Origin of the sequence: Pseudomonas sp. S3E12 (assembly GCF_001702295.1) — a bacterium.
Taxonomy (GTDB): Bacteria; Pseudomonadota; Gammaproteobacteria; order Pseudomonadales; family Pseudomonadaceae; genus Aquipseudomonas; species Aquipseudomonas marginalis.
The window spans coordinates 41,790-67,970 of sequence record NZ_MBDT01000022.1 but is presented as its reverse complement, the minus strand read 5'-3'; the positions used below and the strand labels follow the sequence as shown (position 1 = coordinate 67,970).

13 protein-coding genes, 2 tRNA genes and 2 pseudogenes are annotated in these 26,181 nt (G+C 55.0%); 14 read left to right on the top strand and 3 right to left on the bottom strand.

The window, feature by feature from the left end:
- Positions 1 to 110: 110 nt before the first annotated feature.
- The gene (gene lldD, locus BB029_RS19730) at positions 111 to 1,253 is read right to left on the bottom strand and encodes an FMN-dependent L-lactate dehydrogenase LldD (RefSeq protein WP_065940479.1); all 1,143 of its coding nucleotides are present in this window, start codon (positions 1,251 to 1,253) and stop codon (positions 111 to 113) included.
- Between the two features lie 100 nt (positions 1,254 to 1,353).
- Between lldD and BB029_RS19725 the strand changes: the two genes are divergently transcribed.
- The 13 genes and pseudogenes from BB029_RS19725 to BB029_RS19680 all read left to right on the top strand — a co-directional run bounded on the left by BB029_RS19725 (position 1,354) and on the right by BB029_RS19680 (position 23,583).
- Positions 1,354 to 2,250, top strand: coding sequence for a LysR family transcriptional regulator (locus BB029_RS19725; protein ID WP_065940478.1), 897 nt, complete (start codon positions 1,354 to 1,356; stop codon positions 2,248 to 2,250).
- Positions 2,251 to 2,310: 60 nt separating this feature from the next.
- Positions 2,311 to 2,386: transfer RNA gene (locus BB029_RS19720), tRNA-Asn, on the top strand.
- 122 nt (positions 2,387 to 2,508) lie between these two features.
- Positions 2,509 to 2,601: pseudogene (locus BB029_RS33855) on the top strand (ParA family protein); the annotation flags it as partial.
- A 315-nt stretch (positions 2,602 to 2,916) separates the two neighbouring features.
- Entirely contained in the window at positions 2,917 to 4,638 is a 1,722-nt protein-coding gene (locus BB029_RS19715) for a ShlB/FhaC/HecB family hemolysin secretion/activation protein (RefSeq protein WP_083236460.1), read from the top strand.
- Positions 4,639 to 4,671: 33 nt separating this feature from the next.
- Positions 4,672 to 19,929, top strand: a complete 15,258-nt coding sequence (locus tag BB029_RS33535; protein WP_065940477.1) for a hemagglutinin repeat-containing protein — start codon at positions 4,672 to 4,674, stop codon at positions 19,927 to 19,929.
- A complete protein-coding gene (locus BB029_RS19705; RefSeq protein ID WP_256558405.1) occupies positions 19,926 to 20,216 on the top strand; it encodes a hypothetical protein in 291 nt (96 codons plus the stop codon). Before BB029_RS33535 ends, BB029_RS19705 begins: the two co-directional genes overlap by 4 nt.
- Before the next feature lie 74 nt (positions 20,217 to 20,290).
- Positions 20,291 to 20,578 carry a hypothetical protein gene (locus BB029_RS19700; RefSeq protein WP_065940476.1) on the top strand — a complete coding sequence of 96 codons (288 nt, stop codon included), beginning with the start codon at positions 20,291 to 20,293 and terminating at the stop codon, positions 20,576 to 20,578.
- Positions 20,579 to 21,037 (top strand): hypothetical protein, encoded by a 459-nt coding sequence (locus BB029_RS32365; protein WP_083236459.1) that lies wholly within the window; start codon positions 20,579 to 20,581, stop codon positions 21,035 to 21,037.
- 274 nt (positions 21,038 to 21,311) lie between these two features.
- Entirely contained in the window at positions 21,312 to 21,863 is a 552-nt protein-coding gene (locus tag BB029_RS19695) for a hypothetical protein (RefSeq protein ID WP_065940475.1), read from the top strand.
- A 249-nt stretch (positions 21,864 to 22,112) separates the two neighbouring features.
- The gene (locus BB029_RS33850; RefSeq protein WP_065940474.1) at positions 22,113 to 22,325 is read left to right on the top strand and encodes a hypothetical protein; all 213 of its coding nucleotides are present in this window, start codon (positions 22,113 to 22,115) and stop codon (positions 22,323 to 22,325) included.
- 30 nt (positions 22,326 to 22,355) lie between these two features.
- The gene (locus BB029_RS33845; RefSeq protein WP_256558404.1) at positions 22,356 to 22,493 is read left to right on the top strand and encodes a hypothetical protein; all 138 of its coding nucleotides are present in this window, start codon (positions 22,356 to 22,358) and stop codon (positions 22,491 to 22,493) included.
- A gap of 332 nt (positions 22,494 to 22,825) precedes the next feature.
- Positions 22,826 to 23,179 (top strand): hypothetical protein, encoded by a 354-nt coding sequence (locus BB029_RS19685; protein WP_256558403.1) that lies wholly within the window; start codon positions 22,826 to 22,828, stop codon positions 23,177 to 23,179.
- Between the two features lie 310 nt (positions 23,180 to 23,489).
- A tRNA-Asn gene (locus BB029_RS19680) sits at positions 23,490 to 23,583 on the top strand.
- A 72-nt stretch (positions 23,584 to 23,655) separates the two neighbouring features.
- On the opposite strand, the gene BB029_RS19675 is transcribed toward BB029_RS19680, so the two are convergent.
- Complete coding sequence (locus tag BB029_RS19675) at positions 23,656 to 24,591, bottom strand: AraC family transcriptional regulator (protein WP_065940473.1); 936 nt, start codon at positions 24,589 to 24,591, stop codon at positions 23,656 to 23,658.
- Between the two features lie 124 nt (positions 24,592 to 24,715).
- Here BB029_RS19675 and BB029_RS19670 point away from each other — a divergent pair, with 124 nt between their 5' ends.
- On the top strand, positions 24,716 to 25,678 hold the full coding sequence (locus BB029_RS19670) for an SDR family NAD(P)-dependent oxidoreductase (protein ID WP_065940472.1): 963 nt from the start codon (positions 24,716 to 24,718) through the stop codon (positions 25,676 to 25,678).
- A gap of 238 nt (positions 25,679 to 25,916) precedes the next feature.
- On the opposite strand, the pseudogene BB029_RS19665 reads toward BB029_RS19670, so the two are convergent.
- A pseudogene (locus BB029_RS19665) lies at positions 25,917 to 26,078 on the bottom strand (transposase); the annotation flags it as partial.
- Positions 26,079 to 26,181: the final 103 nt, after the last annotated feature.

Genomic DNA, 26,181 nt, shown 5'->3' with positions numbered 1-26,181 from the left:
TGGAAGGTGTTAGAGCGAGATTCGTGCCATTTCGTTTAAATAAATAAAAGTCCTTACAAATCAAGGACCGTTTTTACAGTAAAAAAACGGTCCTTCAGTACTGACGTCAGTTATTTGGCTGATTGCACCAGCGTGTTGTGGTCAATCTGGTCGATGGACGTGACCCCCGTCAGCGTCATGGCCACGCGCATCTCCTTGGCGAAGATCTCCAGCAGGTTCTCTACCCCGTGCTGCCCATCGGCGGCCAGTGCATAGGCGGTGGCGCGTCCGAGCAGGCACGCCTTGGCGCCCAGGGCAAGCATGCGCACCACGTCCAGCCCGGAACGAATACCGGAGTCCACCAGCACCGTCAGGTCATCGCCCACGACATCGGCAATCGGTGGCAAGGCCTTGGCGGTGGACAGCACACCGTCCAACTGACGGCCGCCATGGTTGGAAACCACGATGCCATCGGCGCCGAAACTGACTGCGTCCCTGGCGTCTTGAGGGTCGAGGATGCCCTTGATAATCATCGGGCCTTTCCAGAAGTCGCGGATCCACTCCAGGTCTTTCCAACTGATGGAGGGGTCGAAGTTATTGGCCAGCCAACCGATGTAATCTTCCAGGTGAGTGGGTTTGCCGAGGTACCTGGAGATATTGCCCAGGTCGTGGGGGCGGCCCATGAGCCCGACGTCGAACGCCCATTGCGGCTTGGTGACTGCCTGCAACATGCGTCGCTGCGCCGCGAACGGCCCGGACATGCCCGAGTGGGCATCGCGGTAGCGCGCTCCCGGTGTGGGCATGTCCACGGTGAACACCAGGGTGGTGACCCCCGCCGCCTGGGCCCGCTCCAGGGCATTGCGCATAAAGCCCCGGTCCTTGAGCACATACAGCTGGAACCAGATTGACTGCGGGCTCTGCGACGCCACTTCTTCAATCGAACATACCGACACCGTCGACAGGCAGAAGGGGATGCCCTTGTTCGCCGCCGCCTTTGCCGCCTGGACTTCGCCGCGCCGCGCATACATGCCGGTCAAGCCGACTGGGCTGAGGATGACCGGCATGTCCAGGGTCTGGCCGAACAGCGTGGTCTTGAGGCTCAGGTTATCGACATTGCGCAGCACGCGTTGGCGTAGGCTGATCTCGGCCAGGTCCGAACTGTTCGCGCGCATCGTGTGCTCGGCGTAGGCACCGCCGTCGATGTAGTCGAACAGGAAGCGCGGCAGCTTGCGTTTGGCCGCTGCGCGGTAGTCGGAGGCGGACGAGATGATCATTAAGCGTGTCTCCACAAGGCTGGGCGGGTCAGGATAGGCAAATATCTGTCATGATAAAAACAACTTTTATCGCTAGATACCAGTCGCTAAAGGAATACCCATGAACTTGAGAACGTTGCGCACGTTCGTCGAAGTGGTGCGCCAGGGCGGATTTTCCCAGGCCGCCGATGTGGTGGCCTTGACCCAATCCACGGTGAGCAAGGCGGTCAAGACCCTGGAGGAAGAACTCGGCATGCCGCTGCTCGACCGCCTCGGCCACCGCAATGAACTGACCGCTGCTGGTGAAATCGCCTACCGTCGCGCCCTGGTGCTGCTCGCCGAACACCATGACCTGGTCGCCGAGATCAACGACCTGCGCGGCCTCAAGCGCGGCGTGTTGCGCATCGGCCTGCCACCGGTGGGGTGTGGGGTGTTGTTCGCGACGATGTTTACCACCTATCGCAGCCGTTACCCGGACATCGACATCGAACTCACCGAATACGGCAGCAAGAGATTGCGCGAGTGCCTGGAAGCGGGGGAGGTCGACCTCGCTGCGTTGCTGCTGCCGGTGGATGCGGGCTTCGATTATCAGCCCGTGCGCAACGAACCGCTGATGGCCGTGCTGCCCAGGAGCCATGCCCTGGCCCAGCGTCAACGCATCGACTTCGCCGACCTGGCGGATTCGCCGTTCATCCTGTTCGAAGCCGGCTTCGCCCTGAACGCCAAGATCCTCGCCGCCTGCGAGCGCAAAGGCGTGATACCCCGCGTGGCGGCGCGCAGCGGGCAGATCGACTTCATCGTCGACCTGGTCACCGCCGGCCTCGGCGTCGCCTTCCTGCCCCGCATGCTGGCGCACAAGCATCAACACGCAGGCATCGCCCTGATCCCTCTCGACGAACCCCACACCGACTGGCACATCGCCCTGGCCTGGCGCGCCAGCGCCCACCTGCCACCCGCCGTGCGCGCCTGGCTGGACCTGGCCAAGGAGCAGCAGCTTTCAGCCGGTCATCCGGATTAATCGTCCAGGCCGTCAGGGAAAGCTTGACTTCTCCTTTTCAATCAGTAACATACGGCGCATTCCGCGATAGCTCAGTTGGTAGAGCAAATGACTGTTAATCATTGGGTCCCTGGTTCGAGTCCAGGTCGTGGAGCCAGATAGGGAAAAGCCTGCAGCGATGCAGGCTTTTTTTTGCCTTGGATTTTTCCGGGGTGATCAAAGCGCACAGCGTGGCCAGCATGAATGCATCTCAAATCCTACGATTCAGAGGTCAATATCATGAAAGTCACTGCGGTCGTTTCAACCAAAGGCGGGCCGGGTAAAACCACGGTTGGCGTCAATCTGGGCGCGTTCTGCGCCGATGATGGGGTCTACCTCACTGGCCGCACCCCTCTAAAAAAGGCAATCAGACAGTAGCATCACGATTGAGCGGTTTTCTGCCATGAAAAAACTGTCGGCTATGCCAAAGGCGCGAACTTACCTGCTACTTGCTTTGCCAGGTACCGACCTGGGATAGATATTCGCGATTTCTGTTAAGTGATTGATGTTAAAGACCTTAATTTTTCAGACTGCAGGTGATCGCGTGTCACCACTGAAACAAAGTTGTACATTTAATTGACGCCACTAAAACGCCACCATAAGATCGCCGCCAATTGATGGCACAAAGCCATGTAGAGGGATCTAGAAATGTGGCGTTCGGCACACCGGACCAGGCTCAGTCTGCTGTCCGCTTTTTTTTGCCTGGGCTTTGCTGGGACAGCTCAAGGCGCTACCCCGCAGAACACGCCGGGCGTTACTGACCTGATCCGTGACCGCCAGGATCGCCTGCTCGAAGAGCAACAACGCCGCCTCGAAGAACTCAAGGACCTGCCCGGCAAAGCTGCTACGCCTACCAAGCCGACAGCGCCCGTCGACACGCGCTGCTTTACGATCAAAACCATCGAACTTGCCGGCGCCGATGCCTTGTCCGAAGGCGAGCGCGCCAGTCTGATCAAACCCTATATTGGCCAATGCCTTGGCGTGCCCCAACTCAATGAACTGCTCAAGGTCATCACCGACCGCTACTTGGCCAAAGGCTTGGTCACCAGCCGCGCGTACTTGCCACAACAAGACCTCTCCAGCGGCGTCCTCAAAATCCAAGTCGTCGAGGGCAAGCTGGAAAGTTTGAAGGGCGCAGAAGGCAGCGGCATCACCGACCGCCAACTGTTTATGAGCTTTCCGGGCAAGACGGGCGAGTTGCTTAACCTGCGCGAGATCGAGCAGATGGTCGACCAACTGAACCGTCTGCCGTCCAACCAGGCGCAGATGGAATTGGCCCCTGGCAAAGAAGTAGGCGGCAGCGATGTGCTGGTCAAGAACACCCTTCAGAAACCCTGGCGCGTCGGCCTGTCTCGTCACAATGGCGGCCAGCGCAGCACCGGTGAACAGCAATGGGGCGCCAGCCTGGATTGGGACAATCCGCTGGGCCTGGCGGATCAATTGTCGCTGCGCGGCAGCCACGATGCCGTCAGCGACCACCAGAAAACCTCACGCAATTCGATGCTCAATTACAGCCTGCCCTTTGGCTGGTGGAACCTCAATTACAGCTACAGCGAAACCGAATACCGCTCGCTGGCCCAAGCCAATAATTTCAACTTCAAACAGTCCGGAGACAGTCAGAGCCATCAACTGCGCCTGGAACGGGTAATCCATCGCGACGCCCTGAGCAAAACCTCACTCAGCACCGGCGTGGCCTACCTGCGCACCAACAACTTCATCGAAGACAGCAAGCTCGCGTTGAGCAGTAACCGCCTCAGCGAAGCCCAGTTCGGCATCAATCATGGACGACGTATCGGCGGCTCATTCCTCAACATCGACCTGGGTATGCAGGACGGCATTGGCGCGTTCGACGCCCAGGCCAATCACAACCCGCGCCCCGGGCAGGCCGATGCGCGCTACCGCAAATACACCGCGACCGTGAGCTACCTGTACCCCTTCAAACTATGGGGCGAGTCATTCAGTTTCAGCAGCCTGATGACCGGCCAGCGCAGCGAAGACGTGCTGTTCAGCCCCCAGCGCATGAGCCTGGGCGGGCAGTCATCGATACGTGGTTACAAGGATCAAAGCCTGGCCGGCGACAGCGGCGGCTACTGGCGCAACGACCTGCGCTGGAGTCGCCCGGTGACCATCGCGTGGTTGCAGCCGGTATTCAATGAATACGGCACCAGCCTTGGTTATGACCAAGGCGTGATCAGCCATGGCCGCTACAACGCCGAACAACACGGACGCATGAGCAGCAACTCCGTGGAGCTGTTCGCACGTGGCCAGAACGTCGCCGCCACGGTGACCTTTGCACACTCTTTGGAACGCCCGGGGCCGATCACTGAACGTGAAGCGCCGGTTTATTTCCGTATGGATTTCTTCCTTTAAATCTTTACCGCCCCCTGGGCATCGAGACATGACATGGACGTTCGTCAGTTCGCCTTTCTTGCGCGCCAACCTTCTGCGGCCTTGAAAACGCGCTCCACTTTCCTGGGACTGCCCAAGCGTGGCTTGGCGTTGATTCTGGCCAACGCGATGTTCTGGCAGCCGTTGCTGGCGCAGGCGGATGGCATAGTGGTGAGCGCACCGGGCACAACGCTGGGCCAGGCGGGTAACGGCGTACCCATCGTCAATATCGCGGCGCCCAATGGCAGCGGGTTGTCCCATAACCAGTTCCAGGATTACAACGTCGGCCAGCAGGGCGTCATCCTCAACAACGCCACCAGCCGCACCCAATCGACCCAGTTGGGCGGGATCATCCTCGGCAACCAGAACTTCAACGGTACAGCAGCCAGCGTGATCCTCAATGAGGTCAACGGCGGCAGTCCGAGTCAGTTGCGCGGCTACACCGAAGTGGCGGGGCAATCGGCCCATGTGATCGTTGCCAACCCGTATGGCATCAGCTGCAACGGTTGCGGCTTTATCAACACGCCGCAAGCCACGTTGACCACCGGCAAAGCAGTGATCGAGAACGGCCAGATCAGCCGCTATCAAGTCGATCAAGGCAGCGTCGCCATTGACGGCACCGGTTTGAATGCCAGCAACGTCGACCAGTTCGAAATCATCACCCGCGCCACCACCATTAACGCGCAGATCCAGGCAAAAAAACTAACCATTGTCGCGGGTCGCAACGATGTGGACGCACGCACCTTGAACGCCACGGCGCGTGCATCGGACGGCAGCAAGGCGCCGGATTTGGCGATTGATTCTTCAGCGCTGGGTGGCATGTACGTAGGCGCGGTCAAGCTGGTGGGCACCGAAGCGGGCGTGGGGGTGAAACTGTCCGGGGACATGGTCGCTGGCGGTGACATCCAGATTGATGCCGCAGGCAATGTGGTCATGGGCCAGACCTCGGCCGGTTCGGCGTTGGCAGTCAAGGCCGCCAACCTGGAAGCCAAAGGCGCGGTCTACGCCGGTACCGATTTGTCGGTGAAAACCCAAGGTGCCCTGACCAACCAACAAACCCTCGCTGCCAAGGACAGCATCACCCTGGACGCCGCTGGGCGGTTGACCAATAACGGGATTATCGAAGCGGGCGTCAACGCGGATAACAGCCGCAATACCCAAGGCGACGTGCGCTTGACCGCACAGGCTATCGATAACAGCGGCAAGACCGTGATCGCCAGCCGTGACCTGACCATCGGCACCGGTGAACTGGCGAATCAGGGCGGCACGCTGAGTGCTCAGCGCACTGCGCAACTGACCGCTACGCGTGTGGATAACCAGAATCACGGGCGCATCCTTAGTACAGGCAGCGTTGGGATCAATGCCAACCAGTTGATCAACCGAGATGGCGAGTTGTCGGGTGTTGCTCACGTTACGCTGCAACTGAATGAGTTGGACAACGTAGCAGGCCTGATCTCGGCCGGGCAGTCGTTGAGCCTGGATGCAAAGGGGCTGATCAATAATCAGAACGGGCGCATCGCAACGCGTCAATCGGCACAGGTGACGGCAGGCAGTCTGGATAACCGCAATGGTGAGGTTGTTGCCACCGATCTCGTCTCCAGTACTGGGGGGCTGGACAACAGCAGTGGAAAGATTCAGGGCGACCGTTCCCTGACTATCACCAGTGCTGCGCTGAATAACCAACGCGGCACGTTAGCGGCAGGTACTGCGCTTGATCTGATAGCAACCAGTTTGGATAACACCGAAGGCAAGCTGACCACTGACGGCACGTTGGCCACCGCTATCGCTGGTCAGTTGCTTAACCAAACCGGCTTGTTTTCCGCCAAGGGCAATGCGCGCCTCAGCCTGGGCAACCTCGATAATCGCCAAGGCACTGTCGTCGCCAACAATCTTGGTTTGCAGTTGAACGGCTCGTTGAACAACCAGCATGGCACCTTGCGCGGTGAGGCTCGCCTGGATTTGAAAGCCGGTCAGGTGGACAACAGTGAGGGTGGGCGGATCAGCAGTGGTGAGGTACTCAACGCCACTGTCACCCGTCTTGATCAGCACAATGACGGCCGACTCTTTGGCCAGGGCGATGTCAGCCTCGATCTGAATGGAGGCCATCTGGATAACCGGGGCGGAATCATCAATGCTCCAGGACGTTTACTGTTGAGCAACCTCAATAGTGTTGACAACCAGGTTGGTGAAATCTCCAGCAGCCGGACCTTTACTCTATCCGCCAATTCCCTGAACAACCGCAACGCCAAGCTCCTCAGCGAAGAAGGTTTGCTGGTGCGTATTGCCCAGGCGCTGGACAACACCAAGGGCTTGATTGCCGCGACCGGTCTGGACCTTCGGGCCAACAGCCTGATCAATGCCGAAGGCGAGCTCAAGATACGTGATGACGCAACGCTGTTCGTGACCACGACGCTGGATAATCGCCAAGGCAAAATTCTTGGTGCGACGACGACCTTGAACAGCATGACGCTGGATAACAGCCAAGGGCTGCTTCAAGGCGACACGTTACTGACCGTCAACAATTCAGGCGTTGCAATCAACCGTGGCGGCCGCTTTGTCAGTGGCCAACGGATGAGCCTCAACATCGATCAATTCAATAATCAGGGCGGCGAGGTATCCAGCGTAAACGACCTGTCCTTCACCGGTTCCCTGCTCGATAACAGTGACGGCGGCCGTTTGTTAGCCAACGGCGCGATCAATCTGACCCTCGACCATTTGGATAATCGCAAAGGCGCCTTGCGCAGCGATCGTAACTTGACGCTGCAAGGCACCACGCTGAACAACGACGGCGGTCGCATCAGCAGCGGTGCGGCGCAGCAATTGACCACTACCGGTGCCGTCAGCAACCGCAGCGGTGAATTGCTCAGCGCGATGGCACTGATTCTGAACAGCGCCAGCCTCGATAACCGAGGCGGCAAGCTGATTGGTGACGGCGCCGTGCGTGTCACCACAGGGACCTTGGATAATCAGAACAGCGGGCGCCTCACCAGCGCAGATCGCCTTGACCTGACAGCTGGGCGGGTGGACAACCGCTTCGACGGCCGCATTGCCAGTAACAAGGCACTCATTGCCAGTGTTACCGGCCTGGACCAACGAAGCGGTGGCGAGCTTTATAGTCTCACCGACCTGACCCTGAACATGAACCAAGGCCACCTCGACAACACCGATGGTCTGATCAATGCGCCGGGCCAACTGCTGTTCAAAAACCTGTCCACCGTCGTTAACCACAACGGTGAAATCTCCAGCGAGCATGCGTTTACCTTGGCCGCGCAAAGCCTGGATAACAACGACGGTCAGTTGCTTAGCGATCAGGTGTTGACCCTTAAGGTCGAGCAAGCGCTGACCAACCTAAAGGGCCTAATCGCCGCTTCAGCGCTCAACGTCCAGGCGGCCCGTCTGGACAACAGCAATGGCCAGGTCATGGGCGATATCAGCCTCGATCTGACCACGACCGGAGCACTGAGCAACCAAGGCGGAACCCTGGGCAGTGGCCAGCGTTTGAACGTCACCTCAGGCAGCCTGGACAATAGCCAGACCGGTCATCTGGTCAGCGATGGTGATCTCACCGTGAAGGTTGATGGTCTGCTCGATAACCAGGCCAAAGGCAGCGTATTGGCCAAGGGTGTGATGGAGATCCAGGCGGGGCGCCTGGATAACCGTGGCGGCGTCGTTAGTGCCAACCAGAACCTGAATTTGCACGTCGGCCAAGTCGATAACCGAGAAGGTGTGCTGAACAGCAAACAGGCACTGGCAATCACCGGCCAATCTCTGAGCAACCAAGGCGGTCTGGTCAGCGCTATCGGGCCGGTGCGCCTGACGGTGGACACCGTGAATAACACCAAGGGCCGCATTGCCAGCGAAGATGAACTGGACGCTACCATTGGCGTATTGAACCAGCAGGGTGGTGAACTGGTTGCCCAGGGTGGCCTGACCCTCAACGCTGACACTCTGGATAACCGGAACGGCGGCCTAGTTGCGGCGACAAAAGCGCTGAAACTCAAGGTCGACAGCATCGATAACCGCGCCGGCGAAATTTCCAGCCAGCAAAACCTTGAACTTAGCGGCGAACGCTTCGACAACAGCGGCGGCAAGCTGTTGGCCGGTACCACACTGGCGCTGGCGGTATCTGAGGTTATCAACCAGACCAAGGGCCTTGTGTTTGCCAAGGACGTACGCGTGACCGGTACGCGACTGGATAACACCGACGGCACCTTGGGTGGGCAGCGCTCATTGGTCCTGAAATTATCTGCCGCCCTGGACAACACTCGCGGCACACTCAGCAGCGAAGGTTCAATGGACCTGGCTGGGCAGCGCATCGATAACAGCAGCGGGAGTATTTCCAGTGCCGCTCTGTTGAGCATTAACACCGCTGCTGACGTGCTGAACAACGGTGGCACCGTAGAAAGCGCACAAGGTCTCAAGATGACTAGTCGGAGCCTTGAGAACATCCAGGGGCTGATTAAAAGCCAGCGAGAAACGAGCCTCGTCACCGGGCAGTTCACTAACGGCCTTAACGGTCGCGTGCTCAGTGCCGAGCGTCTTGACCTCACTGCTACCCAAGTGACCAACAGTGGTCGTATCGCCAGCGTCGGTACTCTGAACGCCAACCTCGACGGTCTCACCCAACTGGGCGGCGCCGAACTCGTGAGCACTACGCAGCTCACTCTCGACCTTCACAACGGCAAGTTGATCAACGCCGGTGTGATCAACGCCCCGATTCTGGTGCTCGACAACCTTGCCAGTATCGACAACCAGAACGGTGAAATTTCCAGCCAGAACGCTTTCACCCTGGCCACGCAGAACCTCGACAACACCAACGGAAAACTCATCAGCAACCAAGCGTTGACCTTGCGCGTTGACCAAGTGCTGGCCAACGTCAAAGGCCTGATCAGCGGACGAGGCGACGTAGCTATCAGTGCGTCCAAACTCTTGGATAACCAGCACGGTAGCGTGATTGCCGACGGTACCTTGTTGCTGGGCGGCGCCACTCTGGATAACCGTAACGGAGAGATCGCCGGTAAGGCGCAGATCACCATCAATACCGACGCTCTCAATAACCAGAAAGGCCAACTTATCAGCACCGAAGGCCTGCACATCAGCAGTGCGAATCTCGATAACCGTGAGGGACTGGTAGGCGCCACAAAAGCGCTGAAACTCGACGTTGGCCATCTCGATAACCGTGCCGGTGAAGTGACCGGCAATGCCGATGTCACCGTTACCGGAGTGCAACTGGACAACAGCGATAAGGGCTTAGTGTTCGCGGGTCAGGGGCTGAAACTCGCGGTAGATCAGGTGATCAACCGCACCCAGGGTCAATTGAACGGCCAGCGCCTCACGCTGACCGGCACTTCGCTGGATAACGCCGGTGGCAGATTGTTCAGCCAGCAGCCGTTGGTGTTGGCGCTGGCGGGCGACTTGGATAACAGCGAAGGTCTACTGAGCAGTGAAGGTACGCTGGACGTCAAAGCGCACAGTCTCAATAACACCAAGGGCAGCCTATCCAGCGCCCAAGGCTTGAACGTTTCTGTCACGAGCATGCTGAATAACAAAAGCGGCGAGCTGTTGACTGATGGCAACCTGATCCTGCGCAGTGCCAACCTCGGTAACGAACAGGGCAACATCAGCGGCAAAGGGCCTGTCTTGGTTACTTCTGGCGAGGTAAACAACCAAGGCGGTCGTCTCAACAGCGGCGATACTTTGTCTTTGACCACCGCGCAGTTGAACAACGGTGGCAGCATCGGCAGCACCAGCGCCATGACCGCCAGCGTAACCGGGCTGGAGCAGCAAGGCGGCAAACTGTTCAGCAATGCCGGCCTGTCCTTGGATATGAACAATGGTCAACTTAACAACCAAGGCGGTCTGATTAATGCCGTCGGCCCATTGCTTCTTAATAACCTCACCAACGTCACCAACAACGGTGGCGAAATCTCCAGCGGCCAAGCCTTCAGCCTGACCGCCCAAAACCTCGATAACAGCAACGGCAAGCTGCTGAGCAATCAGGGCCTGACCCTACGCATCGACCAGGCTCTGACCAACATCAAGGGGCTGATCGGCGGGGCGAGTCTCAATGCGCAAGCCACTGCCATGGACAACCGTGGCGGCAGCCTGACCAGTCGCGGCGACCTGCAACTGACCAGCGCCGGTCTGCTGAACAACAGCGACCAGGGCCTTATCAGCGCAGCGCAAGCGGTCACTGTGCACAGCGCTGACTTGAACAATCAGAACGGTACCCTGCTGGGTGCTGCCGTAACGCTCAACGCCATGGCCCTGAACAATACAGCCAGCGGCCTGATCAATAGCCGGAGCACCTTGAACCTCAAGGCCGCCAGCCTCAATTCCGGTAGCGGCGGTGAAGTCTCTGCCAAAGGTGCCATCGCTATTGACCTCGACGGATTGGTGCTGGCGGGGGGGAGGATCGTCGGTGAGCAGGGCGTAACTGTCGACTTCAACAACAGTGACCTGGACAACCGTAACGGCCTGATCCTCGCCAATGGACCGTTGACGCTGAAAAACCTGCGCGAACTCAGTAACCAGGGCGGTGAAATCTCCAGCCAGCGAAGCTTTACCCTAGCGGCGCGCGTGCTGGATAACAGTGCCGGCAAGCTGATCAGCAGTCAGGTACTGACCCTCAACGCGGATAGCCTGAATAACAGCGCGAATGGCTTGATGTCCGGTTGGCAAGGCCTGAACGTCAGCGGTGGAAGCCTCGATAATCGCAACCACGGCACTCTGTCGAGCCGCAATGGTGCGATCGATGTTCGCCTCAGCGGTGCCCTGCAGAACAACAACGAAGGTGCGCTGGTCAGCCAAGGGCGGCTGGACGTCAGCGCTGCCAGCCTGGATAACCGTGGCAAGGCCGTGCTTTCCAGCGGCGCCGGGCAACACCTGTCGGTGACTGGCGCATTGGTTAATGGTGACGGCAGCTTGATCGAGAGCGGCACCACGCTGGATGTACAAGCGGCCACCCTGGCCAACCAGGCCACCATCAACGCGCAACAAGCCTTCACCTTCACCGGTACCGACCTGACCAACAACGGTGGCACCCTGGCGAGCAACGGACAGTTGACCCTCGACTTGCTCGGCAACCTCAACAACAGCGGCGGCAAGCTGGTGAGCGCTGGGCCGTTGCTTCTGCAACGTGCCAGCCAGGTCTACAACGACGCCGACGGCCAGATTGCCAGCCAGGGCCTGTTGACCCTGTTTACCGGAGGCCTGAACAACAGTGAGCGCGGCACCATTGCAGGCAAGGAACGGGTAGCAATCACGGCATCGGACGTCGTACAGAACCACACCAATGGTCTGATCTACAGCCAGGACGCCGATGTGCAACTGAACGCCGCGGGCCTGAACAACGCCAAGGGGGTCGTGCAGGGCCAAACCGGCCTCGGCCTGAACATCCGCGGTGATGTCGATAACCAAGGCGGTACGTTGGCCAGCCTCAAGGGCCTGCTGGATGCCCAGTTGGCCGCAGGCCTGAATAACCAAGGTGGCATTATCCAGGCACAGCGCCTGAACCTGCTCGCCAGCAGCATCAACAACCAGGGTGGACGCATCGCCGCGCAAGCGGGCGATGCTGTGGTCAACGCCAACTATTTTGCCAATACCAATGGTGGCGTGTACGCCAAGGGCTTGGTACGGGTGGGTGGCCAGCAAGTGGATAACAGTGCCGGGCAAATTGCCGGTGGCGCGGTTGAGCTGGCGGCAAATGGGCTACTCACCAACCGTGGTGGGGTGATTGAAAGCGATGGCAGCCTGAATGTGGCGGCCAATAGCGTTGATAATCAGGGTGGGCAAATTCGGGCGCTGGGTAGCGGTGGAAAAACCAACTTCCAGATTGGCGGCGTGTTTGATAACCGCAATGGCCGATTGGAAACCGCCAACGCCGATCTGACCCTGAATGTGGGTGGCTTTCAGAACCAGGGTGGCAGCTTGTTGCATGCAGGTTTTGGCACCTTTGATATCTCCACTGCCAACCTCACTCAGGCCGGTGGTGACGTGGTTACCAGAGGCGGTCTGACCCTCACTGCGGACAATTGGACCAACAGCAGCGTGATCCAGGCCGGGCGCTTGAGGATCAACGTCAACACCTTGAATCAAACCGCCGGTGGGCAGTTGCTGGCGTCCGACAGCCTGATCGGTACGGGGGGCAACTGGAACAATGATGGGGTGATCACCAGTGATGGCTCCGCGGATCTGACCCTGACAGGCAACTACGGTGGTAATGGTCGTTACAGCAGCGTCGGGACATTGGGCTTGAGTGCGGCGCAGTTGAACGTGAGCAGCGCTGCGAGCATTGCAGGAGGCGGCGATACAACCCTCAATATCGCGGGAGCATTCAACAACTACGGTCGGGTTACATCTGCGGCGAAGCTGAGTGTCGGTGCCGGCGCGATTAATAACTATGCAACGTTGGGCAGTACACAGGCGCTGTTGCTGCAGACACCGACGTTGTTGAATGAAGGTGGACTGATTTTTAGCGGTTCGAACATTGACATTAAAGTCGGTGATCTGCTGAACAATAATAATGCGGCCATTTACAGTATAGGTCACTTGAGTATTGGTGGACAGCAGGGGGGTAAGGCTAATAACGTTGTAAATTTCTCATCCTCTATACAGTCGGACGCAGATTTCACGCTTGCTTCTACTGTCTTTGAAAATAAGAGGCTGGGTGTTGCAGGTAAAGAGCGTTTGTTATCGGGTGATATAACTTTTGATTGTGATGGCAATAAGTGTTATTACATGAATTATTTTGTGGAGGAGAGGTATATATCTGAGGCTACTTTCTCCGGGCAATCGGCGACGGTATCAGTGGGAGGTGATTTTAATGCTGATGTGGGGAATTTTAATAACTTTGCATCAACTATCGTCTCAGGTGGAAATATAAGTTTTAAAGCAGATGTCTTTGAGAATACTTCTGTAAGTACAGGCGAATTCACACGTTCGAGAGTTTACAAGTCTACGCCTGGTCGAAGTTTTTCTGCACCAATTTTTGCATATGTAAATGGCGATGGTCCAGTAGACTACTATGTAAATCGTAATTCCAGATATGCGATGGAATATTATGCCGGCGAATCATGTGTCGGTGACGGCGGTGGATGCACCCCCAATCTGGTTACCGGAGCAGGCCAAAGAACTGGTTATCTAAACCCCTATTTTGGGCAGGGCCCTGAGGTTTCTGTTCCAGCCGCTATTTTGGCGCTCAATTTAATGAGTGATGTCAGGAACTATCAGTCCAGTAGCTCGGCGGCTGCCGTTATTCAGGCAGGTAAAACTGTTTCGATAAACGCAACAAAATCTATCCAGAACGGCGATATCAAAAACCTGGCCCCTTTTATAAACCAAGGCCAGCAAAACGGCGTGGCAAAACCCACGGTCATCACCAAAGATATCTCCGTCAATGCCCAATTGCCTCCGGATCTGGCGCAGCGGCAAGTCAATCCGGTAACGCTGCCCAACTTCGCCTTGCCAACGGGCCAGAATGGTTTGTTCCGTCTCAGTGGCAGTGGAGTAAGCGATACCCAGATGGCGCAACGCAGCAATGAGCCAAAAAGTTGGACCCTGAGCGGGGCAAGCATCGACCTGGCTCAACGACAGCAGGCGTTGCCTCAAAATCAAGGTCGGACGATCAAGTTGAACGGCGTCGCCCAGGTTGCGGCGGACTCTCGCCCCGTCTCCGTTGTGGCTCGTGAGGCTGGAGGCATCAATACCAATGCCCGTGTTGTCGATGCGTCCGGTGGGGGTAGCGTGGGAGCGGGGTCCATGCTGCCAGGTCGAACAGATATCACACGAGTTGACGGCATCAACTTCGGAAACACCGGGGGGGCTCCCGCCGTCGGCAGCCTGAATCCTTCAGACCGCGATCCACGTACCGGCATGATCGCCCCAGGAAGCTCGCTGAATGTTCCGGGTATCACTCCACTCGCCACCGCGACACCTGGAAGCGGTCAACCCCTCAGCCGTGTGCAAGGCTTGCCTGACCGTACAGCCGTCTCTCAGCCGCACAAATACCTGATCGAAACCAACCCGGTTCTGACTGACCTCAAACAGTTCATGAGCTCAGATTATCTCCTCGCTGGTCTGGGCTACAACCCGGATGAAAGCGCCAAGCGTTTGGGTGATGGTCTGTATGAACAACGCTTGATCCAGCAAGCGATTGTCGAGCGTACCGGACAGCGCTTTATCGATGGCCAGACCTCGGACGAGGCGGTGTTCCGTCATCTGATGGATAACGCCATTCGCAGCAAGCAGGCCCTCGACCTGTCGGTGGGCGTATCGCTGACCGGTCAGCAAGTGGCCGCACTAACCCACGATATCGTCTGGCTTGAAGAGAATGTGATCAACGGCGAAAGGGTGTTGGTGCCGGTGTTGTACCTGGCCCAAGCGGATAATCGCCTGGCCCCCAACGGCGCCCTGATTGCTGGCCAGGACATCAGCCTTATGGCGGGTGAGAACCTGGAGAACGCAGGAACCCTGCGCGCCACTCATAACCTGTCGGCCAAGGCCGGAAACGACCTGACCAACAGCGGGTTGATTGAAGCCGGCAACCGTCTGGACCTGCTGGCGGGTAACAACATCGTCAACAAGGCTGGCGGGATCATTGCCGGCCGCGATGTAACGCTCACAGCCGTTGGTGGCGATGTGATCAACGAGCGTAGCGTGACCACCACCGGTTACAGCTCCGGTACTTCAATACGCCGCGATTACCTCGATAGCGCAGCCAGGATTGAAGCCGCCAACGACCTTAGCCTCAACGCCGGTCGCGACGTTTCCAACAAAGGCAGTGTCCTGACCAGCGGACGCGACACCACAATCACCGCTGGGCGTGATGTTCACATTGACGCGGTAGAGCAACGCGACTCAGTTGATATGGGTAGCAGGTACCGCACGCAAACCGTGACGCAAACCGGCGCCAGTGTGGAAACGGGACGTGATGTGAAGGTCACGGCAGGCCGCGACTTCACCGCTATTGCCAGTCGAATTGATGCCAAGCGTGATCTGGATATTGCCGCCAATGAAGACCTGAGTATCTCGTCGGCAGCCGATGAACAGCATTCATCCAGCAAGTCCAAAAAAGTCAGCCGCTCGGAAGACCACATCAACCAGGTTTCCAGTGTGCTGACGGCGGGCGGTGACGTGTCACTCAATGCCGGAAAGGATCTTGAACTGACCGCAAGTCGAGTAAGCGGCGGCGGTAACGTGGCCCTGGAGGCGCAGCGTGACCTGAGTATTCTTTCGGCACTGGACGAAGACGCTTCGTTCTATTCGAAGAAGAGCAAAGGCTCGTTCGGACGCAGCAAAAGCGAGCAGCGTGAAAGCTACGACAGTACCAACGTGGCGTCCGTCGTAGAGGCGGGTAAAGACCTGACAGTCAATGCCAGCAAGAAAGTTGACGGAGGCATGAACATCGAAGGTGGTCGTGATGTCACCGTGATCGGCAGCCAGTTGAAAGCCGGTGGCGACATGCTGCTGGGCGCTACGGGCGACATCGCGGTGTTGTCGGGTGTTGAAGAACACGGCTCCTACAGCAAGAAGACCAAGTCCGGGTTCCTGGGGCTTTCCAAGAGTGGCAAGAGTCAGCTGAAAACCACGGCCAGTCAGGTCAGTAGTGAGCTTGAGGCGGGTAATGACGTAGTCGTGGCGGCGGGTAATGACATTCGCTTGCGGGCGAGTGAGATCAATGCCGAGAACGATGCAGAGTTGCGGGCAGGTCTGGTGACGGATACCGGTGACATCAACCTGGTGTCCGCCAATGACACGGCCTATAGCCGTAGTGAGAAGTACGAGAAAAAAACCGGTTCGATCTCAGGCGGGTTCATCGCGATTTCTTCGGCCAAGAAAGCGGGTCAGGAAGCGCAAAGCTCCACCAGTGTGGGGAGCCAGGTATCTGCAGATCGCGATGCGACGTTGCAGGCTGAGCGAGATATCAATTTGGTGGGCAGCGGCATCAGTGCCGGGCGTGACGTCAATCTCAATGCAGGGCGCGACGTCAACGTAGTCGCTGCGCAAAACTCGAAAAGCGAGCGTGATTGGGCCAAGTCCAAACAGACGGGGATTGGTGTATCCAGTGATGCTAACGGCGTCACGTTCTTTGCCGGTACCGATCGTAGTGCCGAGAAGAACCGGCTAGAGCAACAGACTGCGGCCGCGAGCCAAATCAAGGCAGGTGAAAACCTGGCAATCACTGCCAAGCGGGATATCAATCAACGTGGCTCTGATTTGGCGGCTGACAACGATATTGATCTGAAGGCCGGACGCGATATCAATATTGATGCGGCTCGTGAGCGGTTGTTGGTAGAGCAACAACGAGAGAAAGAACGCAATGGATTGAGTGTCGCTATTAATCATAACTTTGGAAGTACAAAGGACGCGGTTAACGGTGCGGGGAAAGGTGAGGATGGCGTCAGCAAGGGTTCAAGCACACTGAAAGCGGTTGATTCAGTAAGCCATTTCTTTGCGGGGGCCACGCCTGACATCAAGTTTGGAAATAGCACACAGAGTGTCACCGAACAAACTGTTGAACTGACAAATCGATCCTCGACCTTGAACGCCGGCAATGACGTCAATCTGTCTGCCGGAAATGACGTTACGGTTATCGGAAGCCAGTTGGGAGCAGGGCGTGACATTAACGTTAAAGGACGTGACGTTACATTTGATGTTGCCAAAGGTGGTGTCTCAAACGACAACCAGGAAAATCAGAGCTGGAGTGGTTTTCATGGCAGTGTCAGCAACGGATTCAGGATCGGCGCGGGGGGGAGTCACGGAGTGGCCGACGAAGACCGTAAAGCAGAATCTTCTACGGCGACTGAGTTGGATGCTGGGCGAGACATAAACCTGAAAGCCACCAATGATCTCAATTTAATCGGGACTCAGGCAAAGGCTGGGCGTGATATCGATCTTAGTGCAGGAAAAGATCTGAATATCGTGGCTGCTCAGAACAACTCTACACGAGAGAGCACCAGAAGCAGTGGCGGCGGCGAGGCAGGGATTGCAGTACAGGATGGTGCGATTGGCTTTTACGCTAGTGTGAACCTTGGTAAAGGGAATCTGGACCGTGAGGGCGTAAGCCAGCAAGAAGCCTATCTTTATGCGGGTGAGCGTTTAGGGTTTGAGAGCGGCAGAGATACGAACGTTGCCGGTGCCCAAATGCGTGGTGACAGTGTGGTAGGGCGCGTGGGAAGAGATTTTAATGTTTCTTCCGTGGCGGATACTGGAAAGGTTACGGGTAAAGAATTTGATATCAGTGCAACACTAACTGTTGGCTTTGGTTTCAGCATGAGTGGCTCCTTGGGCTACGGACAAACCAGTGGGAAGTCGAAATGGATCGAGGACCAGACGCGCATTACCGGCGCGAATGTAGTCGATATCCGTACGGAGAAGCACACCCAGCTTGATGGCGCTCTCGTCGCCTCCGATACCGGAAAGCTGAAGCTCGACACTGGAACGCTTGGCTATTCCGATATTGCTGGAGAAGACAAGGAGCATGGTTACTACCTCAATGTGGGCGGCTCATACAAAGACGGTGGGGGAGCCTCTCAGGACCCAAGTCAGGTCGGCAAAGGCAACGGTGAAGAGAATAGCTGGAGTGTTAACGGTTGGAAGTATGACAAGGAGCGAGAGCAAACCGTTCGTGCAACAGTTGGAGCGGGTGAAATTGTTGTACGAGCAGACGAGAAGAACGGGGCTGACTCATCCGCAGGCCTGAACCGTGATGTCACCAAAGCCTCTGAGATTACTCGTGATAAAGAGTCGCGTACTGATCTCTATGTTACGAGCTCATCAATTGATGACGTCCTGCACCCGATTGATACTGGCAAAGATTGGGCTAATGGTGCTGCTGAGTGGGGCGAGAGAAGCCTAGCTAACTGGAACGCTGCGATGACGGGCATGAACGTCGTCATCAATAAGGTGGAAGCGGCACTGGGACGCCCAATCGATCCTGGGGCGCAGGCAATAACAGGGAAAGAGTTGGCCGAGAGTGTCTTGAACTCGTTGATCGCTGCCGGGAAAAGCCGTTCTCAGGCAATGGCAATGATGAGTGATCCTGCTTTCCAAGAAGGTGTTCTCAAGCAGCTTGCTGGAATTATGCATGTTAATGATTCATACCTTAAAGACGCTCAAAAAAGTATTACGCCGGGGCTTGACCGCTATATCAAGCAGTCTCGTGAACTCGATTTGACAACCGTCGAAGGAAAAAGAACTGCTCTGCAGGAAACGCTGACGTTCGCAACTAACCTGAATGAATATATCAAGGCTAATCCTGAAAAAGCTGAAGCGGTTGGATATGTTCTTGCGCTTTCCCAAGGGCCGAAGGGGGTTTTGACTCTACTGGTAGGTGGTGTCGTCAGTAATACGACGGGAGGCCAGAAATTTTCTGAGATGATGGAGTCGCTTCAAACCAAAGCCGCCACAGAGCTGGCGCAGTTTATGCTGAGCACTAAAGAGGGGACGGTTGAGCTGAATCCGGCCGACAAAGACGATGATTCTCTCATCGGCGGTGGGAGGCTGATCACTAGTATTTTGACTGGAGGCCTGCCTGGGCGAGCGAAGAAAGATAGCCACATCACTGTAGGTGGCAGTTCGGCGAATGATCACCCTCGTGGAGAGAAGGCTGGCAAGGGCGAGAAGGAGAAAGCCGAGAAGGAGAAAGCCGAGAAGGAGAAGGCTGAGAAGGAGAAAGCTGAGAAGGAGAAAGCTGAGAAGGAGAAAGCTGAGAAGGAGAAAGCTGAGAAGGAGAAAGCTGAGAAGGAGAAAGCTGAGAAGGAGAAAGCCGAGAAGGAGAAGGCTGAGAAGGAGAAGGCTGAGAAGGAGAAAGCTGAGAAGGAGAAAGCCGAGGAGGATAAGGCTGAGAACGGTCCTGGGGGGTTGACCCCGTCGGAGCTCGAGGCTTTGGGTCCAAAAGGCACGCTGAACACATCTTTGCTTGATGAATTAACTGCTAATGGTGTGAAATTTACCCCAGAGAATGTCATTGCAACGACTCGCAGTTCTAGCGGGAAAGTTGTATTCCTAGAGACTGGAAACTCAAAAGCCGGGTTGCAGCACATTATTGAGGAGCATGGTAGCCAATTCGCTCAGATGGGCGTGTCTGAGGCTCAGATTCCGGGTGTGGTAATGAAGGCGGTTTCTGAGGGTAAGCTCGTTGGTTATCAAGGCTCTGGAGCTGGGCGTCCAATTTATGAGTTAACTATTAATGGGCAGCAGCAGCGAATTGCTGTGACTGTTGGCGACAACGGCTTTGTCGTCGGTGCAAATCCAAGAGGGAGCGTTAAGTGAAAAATATAAAGTTGATGGCTGATTATCAGTGTCATCCGCTTTGGAATATGTCCCCTGATGAGTATGGGGACATAGCTCCTTGCGAGCTTCCTATCTCTAAAGAGCTTCAGCTGCGTCTATCAAAGTGGGCCGCTATATACGATGAAACACTGGATGCGGATTACCCTCCAAACTCTGGATTCAAGAGTGAGGAATTAGAGCGCGAATTCAAGCAGGAGGGAGAGCGATTAGCTGAAAGCTTGAGGAATGAACTCGGTCCGGATTTTTCTATTTTCCTTAAAATTTAGTTGGTCCAAAAGGCGCAGGTGAGGTTGCCTCTATAGGCGGAAAGACCTGTGTTTATAGCTGCGTTGTTGATGGCGTGACTCGTTATGTTGGAATAACCGACGACATAGTTAAGCGCGGTCAAGCTCACCTCATAGAAAAAGGCATCACGATTGACAGAATAGAGGGTTTACAGAACCTTTCACGTGCTGACGCACGGGCAGTCGAGCAAACACTGATCGATTACCATGGCCTTGGTAAAGATGGCGGCACGTTAATTAATATGATCAGCCCTATATCGTATGTCAAAAAACCGACTAAGTATGAGCAGGGTTTGATTCGCGGCGCTGAGCTGCTGAAAAAAGCTGGATATGAAGGGTTTTAAATGGCTAAGAAGATAAAGCTGGGCGACATTTTGCAGGTGTTAACCTCGCAGGGTGTCGCATATGCGCAAATTACTCATAAGCATCCGGAATTTGGTTTTTTAATTCCTATTTTTCCCGGATTTCATAATGAACACCCAAAAGATTTTTCAGTTGTTGTTGATGGTGAGCCACAATTTTCCGCATTCTTTGTTGTTCAAAGTGCGGTAAATCAAGGGTTTCTATCCGTTGTGGCAAATGTTCCCGTTCCCGAAAGGTTACAAATGTTTCCTACGTTCCGCTCCAGGAATGGCGGGCCGGGAGGCTCTATTTGGCTGTGGAATGGAAGCGAAGCACTTCGGCTGGAGAGAAAGATTAGCTCGGAAGAGCTGAAGCATTCCACAAGAGGAATTATCAGCGCGCCATTGCTTGTTGAGCGTATTGAAAAGAATTACAGAGCCGAGACCCATGAAGTTTGGTGAGTTGTAGAAGTTTCACTTGATCTGACACTTTCTACACCGGCCTTGCGCCGGTGTTTTTGCACCCTATTTGCATTAGGATTATTGAGGTTAAGATAGGGAGTGCGGACATAAGTATTCGTCAGTCCGAGATTTCCCCTCAAATAAAAAATGGGAATTCAATTTCTAGGGGCAAAGTGGCTGAAAGCTTTGGCCTGAAGTCGGGTGTGCTGTTAAAGGAACAAGGGTATCCTAACGGAATTCCCATTGAGATTATGAATTTTCCTGGTGCCAAATAATGAAAGAAAAAGATATTGTTTCCATCTTGAAGGAGCAGGGCTGGGTTTGTAACAAGGATGAAGTTGGTGATTATTTTTGCCTCGCCGCTGTCGGAGAGGCTCAACTTCAGGTTATCCCATCTGTAGGTAAGCGCTCGGACCATTTTCGAGTTTCGCTTATGCCTTCCATTTCGACCAAAGAATTTTCTGAGGCTGTTTCTTTCATAATTGGTGACGGCAGTAGCAATGCTCCAATTATAGTTAGTAATGAAGCTCCGGAGAAATTTTCGAATTTTTCTAGTGATGATATTATTAGGTTGTCTGATAAGGCTATCTCCTGGGCTCGCTCTCAAAATATTGACGAGGGGTTGAGGGTTTATAGAGCGCTGCCAACAGATGTTAAAGGTGCAATGCCAATCCGACATTTGGCTGCACTAGCAATGGCTGGTGATACTGGGCGTTTAGATGAGTATAAGAAGAGTTTTGAGATGGGTGATAGGATGGGATTTGTGCCTTACGTTACTTCCGATATGATTGATCGAGCACTTATGGTCGCTCAGAAAAGTAAATAACCATCCGGTTAAAAACGAGCTATCGAGCCGTGGAGCAATCGGGGTGAGAAATCGGGGGCAGACCACGTTTTTATAAAGCCCAGCAGAGTTACTCATTTAAAAATGAGAGTGTTGGTCTGGCCCCTATTTTCTCCTATTTGCTCATCCAAATCCTCACCATCATGTGCGAGATGTGGACAGGAATCAGAGCGTTAAGGGCACGAGACCTGGCGTGCATCCTTATTACTAAGGAAGAAAATATGCGAGCACTTGAAAAAAGTTTTGAAGGCGTTGAAAACGCTTTTCATTATTTCTGATTTTGATTTTGATTTTTATAATCTAAGTCTTGTGTTGGGACTCAGCGTGCAGCGTGAAAATGGCGGGCAAATAATTGATACTTATAAAGTTGACCTTGAGATGCTTTATGAGTCTGAACAGTCGGCGTTTGAAGTTGTTTTAGGGTTTACGGGGGTTCACTGCTAAAAAAATCCTGAAGTGTGTGGGAACTTTTACTTGAGCGAAATTGAAATGGATGATGTCTCGGCTGATCAACTTAAGGGTGTTAAATATGGTCTGAAAGACTATGGTGGTACGGGGTTTGAGGTGCTTGCTCAAGGTCTATCAGTTATAAAATGCAAGCATCTTCAGTGACATTGGTCAATGGCGGTTGCACGAAGATTTTGTGCGTGGAATATATGATTTTGGGTTTTGGGTTAGTGCTAGCGCTAGCGCTAGTGCAATAAATAATCCTGTCCGCTAGTCAACTAGAGTGGGGGTGTGGTGTTTTTAGTGAGTGGTGGGGGCAGGCAACGTTTTTACTATTTGGCTATCTCGTAGTTAAGTGTGTGCTGGTTCGCTGCCTTCTGTGGTCAAAGTTAAAGAAAATAGTCATGGGTTTTTGAGTTGTAGCCGGTTTTAGTGGAGTCAAGATGAGGTTGGTGAGTCTTAAAGCCGACCTTATATCCATTGATGTAAGGAGTAAGATGAGTATTCAGTTTTTTTTGGAAGAATCAACTGGGGTCGCAATACCTTGGTGTAGCACGGATGGGTTGGGGCCTGATGATGTAGATATTCTTGCTTGCCTATTGATCGACGATGGAGGGGGACCTTTTGTCGAAACTATTCCTTGGCTAGACGAGGGCCTGAATAGATTGAGAGCAGTGAGGCGAGAGGATGAGGTCTCCACTGAATGGGCCCGCGATGCCTGGGCAACCCATATTTCGAAAGGTGGAGTTAAAATTTATTCACTTTATGATGAGGACTTCTCAATAACTATAAGCTTGGATGACTTTGAACGGGCTTTACGCGGTTGGAAGGACTTTCTTCTGTCCTTATAGGTAGGGAAGGCTGCTGGATAGGGCGTCAGCAAACGAGGTCAGCTCACGATTCCATTCTTTGGTGGTTTAGTAATTTTAAATATAGTCTGTCCTTTAGTACTGTAGCTACGAATTGCCACAACTTCGAACTAACGCCATCTGGAGGTCGAACCGCTCAGACACGCATTGTAGGTGATCCGGTAGCTGACTGCGGCCGCCTCCTTTTCCTACAAGTCATTGCTTTGCCACGCTTTGACAAGCTAATCCAACACGACTAACTTTCGTGGCGTGCTGAGCTCATACAGCGCACGCTATGCAGTAACCCTATATATCCACCACGTTCTTCAGTGGCACCGTTGCGACTAACAGCTAGCAAATGACTGTTAATCATTGGATCCCTGGTTCGAGTCCAGGTCGTGGAGCCAGATAGGGAAAAGCCTGCAGCGATGCAGGCTTTTTTTGCCTGACTGACTTATCAAAATATGTACCTCGTCAGCCTACTGAAGATCAGCCCTCCTGCTGGGATAGGGGGCCACTCTCTCTCTGTATTCACGAGGTGAACACGTCATAATGCGCTTGAAAGCGTGGCTAAAAGCACTGTCGGAGTCATAGCCCAGCTTTTGTGCTATGGACGAAATGGTAGTGCGGTTTGTTTTCAACAATCTCGTCGCTAATTGCATGCGCCAGCGCAAGACGTACTCTAAAGGGGCGACACCAGATTTTTGCTTGAATCGCAAAGCGAAGGTCGAGCGAGAAACACCCGCGATTTTGGCAAGGTTCTCTACTGACCAAGAACGCGCCGGATCGGCATGAATGGCTTGAATGGTTGCCCCGATACGTGGATCAGATATAGCAAGCAACCAGCTCGGTGCGGTATTTCCTTCTTGGATCAAATACATTCGTAGAACCTGCACTAGCATGATGTGGCCGAGATGCTGAGCCACAATCGAGTTACCAAGAGCCGGATTGGTAAGTTCATGAGCAATACGCTGCAAGGCCCAATTCAGCACACAAGCTTGATCCGAACCACTTTTGATGATGGCGACGGGAGGCAATCCGTCAAATAGAAGGCGAGCCTCCTCACCGAAGTCAAAACGTCCCCCGATCAGGAAAAACTCATCGGCTGTCCCACAACTGGCGATGCCATTGACGGCATGGCGATAAATCGCATCCGAGTGCATGGCCGGAAATGACAAGTCGCTGCGGAGTGAAAACGCCCGCTTGCGTGGCAAAAGAAAGCAGTCTCCGGCCGTCAATCGGATAGGTTGCTCCACGCCTTCCACCATTAGCCAACAAGTCCCTTCAACGATTGCATTGAACTTGATGCCGTCGGGTGGTGGAAAATCGATGGCCCAATCTCCACCAGCCTTCAGACCTGCAAAAAAGGAGCTATGAGTATTTAGAAGAGAGAGGGTTTCGGAAAGGGGATCCATAAGGTGTGCAGGACGATCTCGACAGATAATTGGACTTTGTTGCATTCACAGTCCCAAGTCTAGTCTAGACAATGGTGGCCATGGGTTTTGCCCCTATTCCATGTCAGATTCACAAGGACACGCCATGACCAGCAAACAGGCTCCTATCCACTCGGGTTACGGAGCGGTAACCACCGCAGCAGAGGTACTTGAAGGGTGCGATCTATCCAACACCACCGCCATTGTCACCGGGGGGCATTCCGGCCTGGGCCTGGAGACGACAAGAGCACTGGCCAATGCGGGCGCGCGTGTCGTTGTTGCAGCACGTGATGTTGAAGCTGCTCGCGCAAAGACTAACGGAATCCCCAATGTGGAAGTCGAGCGACTTGATCTTTCCGACCTGGCCAGCGTGCATGACTTCGCACTGCGTTTCTTGGCAAGCGACCGACACATCGACATCCTGATCGGCAGCGCGGGAATCATGGCTTGCCCGGAAACCCGTGTAGGGGCGGGTTGGGAGGCACAGTTCGCCACCAATCATCTGGGGCACTACGCCCTCGTGAATTTGCTATGGCCTGCGCTCAAGGGTCGAGCAAGGGTGGTAGTAGTGTCATCGGCGGGGCATCACCAATCGGGTATCCGCTGGAACGATGTGCAATTTACGCAGGGCTACGACAAGTGGTTGGCATATGGGCAGTCGAAGACGGCCAATGCATTGTTTGCTGTCCACCTTGATCGGCTTGGTCAACACGAGGGTGTCCGGGCTTTCTCCCTTCACCCCGGCAAGATTCTCACTCCGCTCCAGCGTCATCTGGTGCAGGATGAAATGATTGCCGCCGGCTGGCTGGACGTCAACGGCCACCTTGCCGATCCGACTTTCAAGACGACGCAGCAAGGTGCGGCAACCCAAGTTTGGGCCGCAACAGCTCCACAGTTGAATGGCATGGGAGGCTTATATTGTGAGGACTGTGAGATCGCTTCGCTGGATGCAAGCGAACCACCATCCTTTGTCGGCGTTCGGCCTTATGCCGCCGACCCTGAACAAGCCGAACGCCTTTGGGCACTATCCGCTCAACTTACAGGGATTGACGCTTTTGAAAGGAAATGAGTGATCGGTACAGAACGTCCATACCTATGTTGCTCTCTGTCCGAGGCTGAAGAACTTCTTTGGCCGCGCAACGGAGAAACTGCCCATCGAGTCGCCGCCGCTGTCGCGCACGACGGAAAAACTGGGCAAAGACCCTGGACGGACAGTTGTTCATCCGCACTGGCCGGGATAGGGAAGGCGACTTCGCTGGATGGTTACTTTCGAAGCGCGTAATGATGCGGCGATTTTCCTTCAGTCAAGGGCCGAAACGCTCCGGCATGTCACGCCAGTCTGCGCCCGAGCAAAGCACCCAAAGGACACCGTTGAGCATCAGGCGATCATCCGCTCGCGGGCTTCCGCTGCAGCGGGTTTCAGTGAAGATATCGGCGGCTGCATCAGGGCGTTCATACCGCTTTGCCATCGTGGCCTCCTGGCGTTTATGGCGGCTGATTTTTACCGGAATCGATATTTCAAAGGATTTCATACAGAGCCTAAGTCCAGGGCAGGATAGGGGCAACCAGGCA

Excerpts from the sequence above, each read along its gene's own strand:
- lldD (WP_065940479.1), bottom strand. The coding sequence starts at position 1,253 with ATGATCATCTCGTCCGCCTCCGACTACCGCGCAGCGGCCAAACGCAAG.
- BB029_RS19725 (WP_065940478.1), top strand. The coding sequence starts at position 1,354 with ATGAACTTGAGAACGTTGCGCACGTTCGTCGAAGTGGTGCGCCAGGGC.
- BB029_RS19715 (WP_083236460.1), top strand. The coding sequence starts at position 2,917 with ATGTGGCGTTCGGCACACCGGACCAGGCTCAGTCTGCTGTCCGCTTTT.
- BB029_RS33535 (WP_065940477.1), top strand. The coding sequence starts at position 4,672 with ATGGACGTTCGTCAGTTCGCCTTTCTTGCGCGCCAACCTTCTGCGGCC.
- BB029_RS32365 (WP_083236459.1), top strand. The coding sequence starts at position 20,579 with ATGGCTAAGAAGATAAAGCTGGGCGACATTTTGCAGGTGTTAACCTCG.
- BB029_RS19695 (WP_065940475.1), top strand. The coding sequence starts at position 21,312 with ATGAAAGAAAAAGATATTGTTTCCATCTTGAAGGAGCAGGGCTGGGTT.
- BB029_RS19685 (WP_256558403.1), top strand. The coding sequence starts at position 22,826 with ATGAGTATTCAGTTTTTTTTGGAAGAATCAACTGGGGTCGCAATACCT.
- BB029_RS19675 (WP_065940473.1), bottom strand. The coding sequence starts at position 24,591 with ATGGATCCCCTTTCCGAAACCCTCTCTCTTCTAAATACTCATAGCTCC.
- BB029_RS19670 (WP_065940472.1), top strand. The coding sequence starts at position 24,716 with ATGACCAGCAAACAGGCTCCTATCCACTCGGGTTACGGAGCGGTAACC.